This window comes from Actinokineospora enzanensis DSM 44649, assembly GCF_000374445.1.
Classification (GTDB): Bacteria; Actinomycetota; Actinomycetes; order Mycobacteriales; family Pseudonocardiaceae; genus Actinokineospora; species Actinokineospora enzanensis.
Genome location: NZ_KB894447.1, coordinates 36997 through 43889, shown reverse-complemented (window position 1 = coordinate 43889; position 6893 = coordinate 36997). Strand labels below are relative to the sequence as shown.

General features: G+C 66.9%; 8 protein-coding genes. 4 read left to right on the top strand and 4 right to left on the bottom strand.

The window, feature by feature from the left end; all coding sequences use genetic code 11:
* Positions 1-82 precede the first annotated feature (82 nt).
* Positions 83-1840 (top strand): glycoside hydrolase family 15 protein, encoded by a 1758-nt coding sequence (locus C503_RS0133735; RefSeq protein WP_281170555.1) that lies wholly within the window; start codon positions 83-85, stop codon positions 1838-1840.
* On the top strand, positions 1837-3141 hold the full coding sequence (locus C503_RS0133730) for an MFS transporter (RefSeq protein WP_018686641.1): 1305 nt from the start codon (positions 1837-1839) through the stop codon (positions 3139-3141). Before C503_RS0133735 ends, C503_RS0133730 begins: the two co-directional genes overlap by 4 nt.
* A 25-nt stretch (positions 3142-3166) precedes the next feature.
* On the opposite strand, the gene C503_RS45245 is transcribed toward C503_RS0133730, so the two are convergent.
* The 3 genes from C503_RS45245 to C503_RS0133715 all read right to left on the bottom strand — a co-directional run bounded on the left by C503_RS45245 (position 3167) and on the right by C503_RS0133715 (position 4474).
* Positions 3167-3343, bottom strand: a complete 177-nt coding sequence (locus C503_RS45245) for a DUF397 domain-containing protein (RefSeq protein ID WP_018686640.1) — start codon at positions 3341-3343, stop codon at positions 3167-3169.
* 64 nt (positions 3344-3407) lie between these two features.
* Positions 3408-3593 (bottom strand): DUF397 domain-containing protein, encoded by a 186-nt coding sequence (locus C503_RS0133720; protein ID WP_018686639.1) that lies wholly within the window; start codon positions 3591-3593, stop codon positions 3408-3410.
* Positions 3594-3622: 29 nt separating this feature from the next.
* Positions 3623-4474, bottom strand: a complete 852-nt coding sequence (locus C503_RS0133715; RefSeq protein WP_018686638.1) for a helix-turn-helix domain-containing protein — start codon at positions 4472-4474, stop codon at positions 3623-3625.
* Between the two features lie 181 nt (positions 4475-4655).
* On the opposite strand from C503_RS0133715, the gene C503_RS0133710 reads away from it, so the two are divergent.
* Together C503_RS0133710 and C503_RS0133705 are read left to right on the top strand one after the other, a co-directional pair.
* On the top strand, positions 4656-4925 hold the full coding sequence (locus C503_RS0133710; protein WP_156893694.1) for a hypothetical protein: 270 nt from the start codon (positions 4656-4658) through the stop codon (positions 4923-4925).
* Positions 4922-5749 (top strand): helix-turn-helix domain-containing protein, encoded by an 828-nt coding sequence (locus C503_RS0133705; protein ID WP_018686636.1) that lies wholly within the window; start codon positions 4922-4924, stop codon positions 5747-5749. Before C503_RS0133710 ends, C503_RS0133705 begins: the two co-directional genes overlap by 4 nt.
* 97 nt (positions 5750-5846) lie before the next feature.
* Here the strand turns inward: C503_RS0133705 and C503_RS0133700 are convergent, their stop codons facing one another.
* Positions 5847-6665 carry a hypothetical protein gene (locus C503_RS0133700; protein ID WP_018686635.1) on the bottom strand — a complete coding sequence of 273 codons (819 nt, stop codon included), beginning with the start codon at positions 6663-6665 and terminating at the stop codon, positions 5847-5849.
* Between the last annotated feature and the right edge of the window lie 228 nt (positions 6666-6893).

Here is a 6893-nt window from a genome sequence, read left to right as displayed (position 1 = left end):
TTGGGGGTTCACCGGGTTTGGGGGACGTGTGGGGGTGGGTGGGGGGTGGAGGGTTGGGGGAAATCGGAGGTTGGGAGGGGTTGTGGATAGCGGGTTTCCGTCTATTGCGGGGCATGGGATGGTGGGGGATTTGCAGACGGCGGCGTTGGTTTCCGAGCGGGGGGCGATTGATTGGTGGTGTAGTCCTCGGTTTGATTCTGCCAGCATTTTTGCCGGGCTGTTGGATCGGGAGCGGGGTGGGTATTGTGAAGTCTCAGCCGTGGGAAAGGCTGTTACGAAGCAGTTGTATTTGCCGGATACGGCGATTCTTGTGACGCGGTTTATGGCGGATAGTGGGGTTGGGGAGGTTGCCGACTTCATGCCGCCTGTTGTCGAGGCTACTGGGGTGCATCGGATTATCCGGGTCGTTCGGGTGGTTCGGGGGCGGATGGAGTTCACATTCGAGTGTCGGCCTCGGTTTGATTATGGGCGGGGTGGGCATTCGCTGGAGTTGCGAGATGGGGGTAGGGCTGTTTTTCGGGGGGTGGAGACCTTGCATCTTTGGGCTTCGGTGGGCGTGGAGGGGGACGGGGCGGATGTGGTGGGGAGGTTTGTTCTTGAGGAGGGGGAAAGTGCGGTTATCGCATTGGGGACGGGGGGCGATTTGGATGTTGTGCGGGCTGAGGAGGAGTTCGAGAGGTGTCGGGGGTTCTGGTTGGACTGGTTGAAGTCCTCGACGTATCGGGGGCGGTGGCAGGATGCGGTGAATCGGTCGGCGATCACGTTGAAGTTGTTGACGTATGCGCCGACGGGGGCGCCGGTGGCGGCTGCCACGTTGGGGTTGCCGGAGCAGGTCGGGGGTGAGCGGAACTGGGACTATCGGTATACGTGGATTCGGGATGCGTCGTTGTCGGTGCGGGCGTTGACGGATCTCGGGTTCGAGGATGAGGCCGATGCGTTTCGGCGTTGGTTGCGGGATCGGTTGGACGAAAGGGGTACCGAACCACTCGGGATTCTTTATCGGGTGGATGGGAGTGCGCAGACCGACGAGTATGAGCTTCCGCATCTCGCAGGGTATCGGGATTCCAGGCCGGTTCGGGTGGGGAATGCGGCGGCCGGGCAGCTTCAGCTCGATATCTACGGGGAGGCGATCGACGCGCTTGCGCAGAGTGGTGAGCTTGGGGCCATCAGCGGGTGGGGGAAGGTCACCGAATTACTCGACTGGCTGGTCGATCATTGGGATCGGCCGGATGAGGGAATCTGGGAGACTCGGAGCGGTCGGCAGAACTTCACCTACAGCAGGCTGATGACGTGGGTGGCGTTTGACCGGGGAATTCGGTTCGCAACGGCGCATGCGCGGCCTGCCGATCTCGGGCGTTGGATCGAGGCGCGGGACGCGGTGTTCCGGCAGATCGTGGATCGGGGGTGGAACTCGGAGAAGCAGGCGTTTGTCCAGCATTTCGACACCGATGTGTTGGACGCGTCACTGTTGTTGATGCCTCGGGTGGGGTTCATCTCGCCGCGTGACCCGGCGTGGTTGTCGACGTTGGATGCCATGGAGAGGGAGCTGGTCAGCGACAGCCTGGTCTATCGGTACAACCCGGAGGCCGCGCCGGACGGGCTGCAAGGCACCGAAGGGACGTTCAACCTGTGCAGCTTCCTTTACGTGGAGGCGTTGGCGCGGGCGGGCAGGGTCCACCAGGCTCGGTATGCGTTCGACAAGATGCTTACCTATGCCAATCATGTCGGATTGTTCGCGGAGGAGATCGGGCCGACCGGGGAGCAATTGGGCAACTTCCCGCAGGCGTTCACGCATCTGGCGTTGGTGGCGGCCGCGCAGGCGTTGGACGAGCACGGATGAGGCAGGTGTTGGTGCCGCTCGCGTTGGCCCAGTTCGTGTGCAGCTTCGCGGGCTCCAACCTGAACGTCATGATCAACGACATCAGTCGGGACCTGGACACGACCGTGCGCGGGGTGCAGGTCGCGATCACGGTGTTCCTGCTGGTCATGGCCGCGTTGATGATCCCGGGGGGCAAGCTCACCGATCGGATCGGGCGGAAGCGGTGTTTTGTCGCGGGGCTTGCCACGTACGGGGTCGGTGCGATCCTCAGTGCGATCGCGCCAGGGCTCGGCGTGTTGATCCTGGGCAACTCGATCCTGGAAGGGGTAGGCACGGCGCTGTTGATCCCGCCGGTCTACATCCTGGCGACGTTGCTGTTCACCGGCACCGCGAGCCGGGCCCGCGCGTTCGGGGCGATCATGGCGATGGGCGGGGTCGGGGCGGCGGCCGGGCCGCTGATCGGCGGGCTGATCGCCTCGACGCTGGGCTGGCGGGCGGCGTTCGGGTTCCAGGCGCTGGTCGTGGCGGTGATCATCGGGCTGAGTCTGCGGATCAAGGACCCGGTCGCGCCGGATCCGACGCGGTCGGCGGATCCGGTCGGGGCGGTGTTGTCGGCGGTGGGGCTGACCTCGATCGTCGGGGGCATCCTGGTGGCGGACGACAACATCGGGCTGACGATTGCCCTGGTCGTGCTCGGAGCATTGATCCTGGTCTGGTTCTTCCTCTGGGTCCGGCACCGCGAGCGCTCCGGGCGTGAACCACTGATCTCGTTGAGCCTGTTCCGGAACAGGACGGCCAACCTCGGGCTGGGCACGCAACACCTGCAGTGGCTGCTGCTGATGGGCATCTCGTTCGTGGTCGCGGCCTACTACCAGGTCGTGCGCGGCTACAACCCCATCCAGACCGGGTTGGTGACCACCTCCGCCACGGTCGGCATCCTGGTCACGTCCCTGTCGGCGGAACGGCTCGCCCGTCGGCACGCGCAGCGAACGCTGATCATCGCGGGCTTCGCGGTCACGGTCGCCGGGATCGGGCTGCTGCTGGCGCACGCGGCTATCGTCGGGCTGCTGTTGATCGGGCTGGGGGTCGGAGCAATGTTGACGCCGTCGGTGAATGTGGTGCAATCCGGGTTCGGCGAGGAGCAACAGGGCGAGATCTCGGGGCTTTCGCGGAGCATCTCGAACCTGGGATCGGCACTCGGCACGGCCATCGCGGGCACGATCCTGGTCGCGAGCCCGGCGCACGCGTACGGGGCGGCGATGATCGTGCTGGCCGTGGTCGGCCTCGGCGGCCTGGCGACGGCCGCGTTCCTCCCCCGCTGACAACCAGCGGGGGAGGAACGGCGCGCTAGCGGCCGAGTCGGCCGGACTTCACCGCGAGCAGCAGTGTGTCCACTGTGATCGCGACGAGGGCGGTACCGGGGTTCTTCGCGTCCCGGATCGCGTCACGCGTGTGCGCGATCTCGACACATTCACCACCGTTGCCGCTGCTGTAGGAACTTCTACGCCACCGGATCTGGTCCATGCGATGTCCTCCGCTCGCCGCGATCATCCCGACTCACGAGGTTATCGAGCCGTCGGGAGCACGGTCAGCGGCTGAAAGAGCCGTTCTTGACCGCTGCGACGAGCGCGTCGACCCGGACCGTGCCCAGTGCGGGGCCGGTCGGGTTCTTGCTGTCGCGGACAGCGTCCATGGTGTGCGCGAGTTCGACGCAGTTGCCGTTGTTGCCTGCACTGCGCGAGCTCTTGCGCCACCTGATCCGGTTCTGTTCCATCGTTCTAGCCTTCCTCTGTTCGCCCGGGTCTAGCTATTGACCAGGCTAACCAGGAGGCTGCGAGTGTCGTCAGGCGACAGTGCCATCGTGGCTGCGTGCCTGAAGGCAGCCGTGTAGGTGACGAGGTCGGCCGGACGCTCCAGGTAGGCCGCCCCGTTCGGGAACTCGACGTATACGAAGTTGGGCTCTTTCTCTTCGGGCAGGGTCAACAGCGAGAACGGGCCGGTCATGCAGGGGTGCGGCCCCACCGTGAACGGCATGACCTGCAGCGTCAAGTACGGCCGCTCGGACATGTCGATCAGGTGCTTCAGCTGGTCGGCGAAGTCGCCGATCGGCCTGCGGACAACGGCTTCGTTCAGAACCACGTGTAGCTGAGGCGGCCTGTTCTCCAGCCGCTTCCAGCGCTCGGCCCGGAAGGCAACCGACTTCTCCAGTTCGGCCTCGTCAGCGCCTTCGGCGTACACGGCTCGCAGAGCGCGGACATAGCTCGGCACCTGGAGCAAGCCAGGAACCAACTCGGAGTCGTAGACCAGGATCTCCGCGGCATCCGCCTCGAAGCCAACGTAGTTCTCGAACCAGTTGGGGACGGTGTCGGAGTGGCTGAGCCACCAGCCGCGCTCATTGCTCTCTTCGGCCTGTCGGATCAGCATGTCGACCTGCGGCGCGCCGATGTCGTAGAGCTGGCAGAGGAATCGGACGTTCCGTGGCAGGATCGCGTGCCTGCCGTTCTCGATGCGACTGATCGTAGGGCGCTTCACACCGAGGTAGGTCGCGGCGTCTTCCTGGGACTTGTTCGCGGCCTCGCGCAGTTCGCGGAGTTGCTTGCCGAGGCGCCAGCGGCGGACGAGGGAACCGGGGTTGAGATCATCTGTCTCTTCCATGGCGCACAGTCTGCCTGCACATCCGCCAAGTACGTACCTAGTTCACTCGATCGAGGTATCGTCGTGGCGTACGTACACACCGTACGGTTCAGGCGTCGGCGAAGCCGACGGCTCGCGCCGCCCGGGGCTCATCGCCCGGGTTGCCGGGCGGCGCGGGTCTCACAGGGCGGGGTGGCGGCTGGTGGCACGTTTACGACGGGCGTTATCGCTGTGCGACCTGTTCAGGCCCGAGCGCGACCCGGAGTCCTGGACCGTGTGGTGCCGCACCGGGGACGGTCGGGTCGCCCGGCTGGACGTGGCGGTGACGAACGCCGGGGTGGTGGTGACCGCGTCCGACCAGGGGCCGTGGGTGCTGCCGCCGTTACGGGTGGGCCGGTTGCGGGCGGCGTTACGGGACGCGGCGCTGACCTGCGCGTCCCTCGATCCTCGGAACACGGACCGGATGTCATGAGCACCAAGACCGCCACCAGCACGCGTTACCGCCGCACGACGACGCAATTGCGCAAGCTGCGACTGGACGCGGGATTGTCCGCACTGACCGTCGCGGAGCGATTGAACTGGTGTCCGAGCAAGCTCACTCGGATCGAGTTGGGTCGGCGCGATCTGCGGCCCGATGATGTGGCCGAGTATCTGCGGGTGGTCGGAGCAAAGGCGACGGAGCGCAAGTCAATCCTGCGTGGGCTGTTGGCGGAGACGGCCGCGCACTGGTGGTGGAACCGGCATCTTGAGGTCCCGGACGCGTGGCGGGACGCGGTGGACCTGGAGTCCCGGGCCGCGTCGGTGACGGTGTACGCGTCCACGCTGCTGCCCGAGGTGGTGCAGACGGCGGATTACGCGGCGGCGGTGTTGGCGAACTCGCATCCGGAGATGGATGAATCCGCTCGGCACCGTCGGGTGACGTTGACGATGAGCCGTCAGCTGGTGTTGTTCAATCGTCGGAAACTGCCGGTGACGATTATCGTCGATGAGCCGGTATTGCGTCGGCGGGTACTCCCCCGGGCAGGCGGGCAAGACCAGTTGAACCATTTGAAACGACTCGCCGCGCGGGTGGATCTGCGGGTCGTGCCGGACACGCACCTGCATCCCGGGCTGTCGACGCACGCGTTCACGCTGCTCACGTTCCGGGACGAGCCGACGACCCTGCACACCGACGGCCGCTACCCGGCCATCGACAGTCCCGGCCAGATCGCCGAGTACCGGCACATCTCGCGACTGCTGCTGTCGGCGGCCCTTCCCCCAGCGGAGTCTTTGGCGCTCATCGGCTCCATCGATTGAATCCGGACCACCGGAGGTCTTCGGCCTTGCTCCTGCTCGGCGGCGGTGAATTGACATGAGCCGTGGTCGGAGCAATATTGCTCCGACCACGGCTTTGTCAGCGGTGCGCCAGGACCCAGCGGGCGTGACAGTTGCGCCAGCCGATGTCGCGGCGGGTGCTGGGGTGGACGAGGGGGATCCAGCGCAGTTCGCGGCCGCCGAGCGGGATGTGGCGGGCGGCGCCGTAGTCGCCGGTGCGGCAGAAGGGGACGCGGTCGGTGCCGACGAGGCCCGCGAAGACGTCGGCGGCCTCCTTGCCGAGGGTGATCACGGTGGGGGCGTCGGACTCGCGGAGCTGGCGGAGCAGCTCGCGGCCCTCGGCGTGCAAGGCGACGCGGACGAGGTCGCGGCGGTCGGGGCGGCGGCGCAGGTGGGACAGGGGCAGTCCGGCGGTGGGGGCGAACCGGTCGTACTGGGAGATGGCGCGGTCCTGGCGTTCGCCCGCCTTGACGAAGTAGGTGGGGACGCAGTCGGTGAAGTAGGTGGCGCGGGGGTCCAGGCGCAGGGGATCCAGGACGTCGCTGACGACCAGGCGGCCGGAACCGGGAGTGGCGGCGGCCTCGACCGTGCCCCAGGCGTCGCGCCAGCCGACCTCGCGGCGCCAGGCCTCGACGTGGGCGGACCGGTCGTCGCCGGTCCAGAAGGCGGTGGGCTCGTCGGCCACGGCCAGCGCGGCCACGGGGCGGGCGCCGGGGGGCTGCCAGCGGACGTGCAGGGCGCTCGGGTAGACGCCGAGGACGAAGGCGGCGGCGCGGTCGGTGCTGGGGAGGCGGGGTTCGCGTCGTACCGCCCGTCGACCGAACGGGTAGACGCCGAGAGTCGGGGGCGGTGAACCCGGGCCGGGCAGCCACGCTTCCTCGGTACAGGCTTCGATCACGAAGACGGTATCGCCAGACGGACGGGGGATGTGACACCGGTCGCACCCGATGGTGGTAGGCGGGATGGGGCAGTCCGCCCGTCCTGGGCCGGGTGATCAATGGGTGTGCTGGTGGGGATGGGGGGTTCAGGGGTGCGCCCATGTGGGATGGGTCGGCAAGTAGGCGGACTGGGCAGAGGTCGTCGGTCGCTCGTCTTCGCCGACCCGGGTGATCGCATCGCGGTAGTC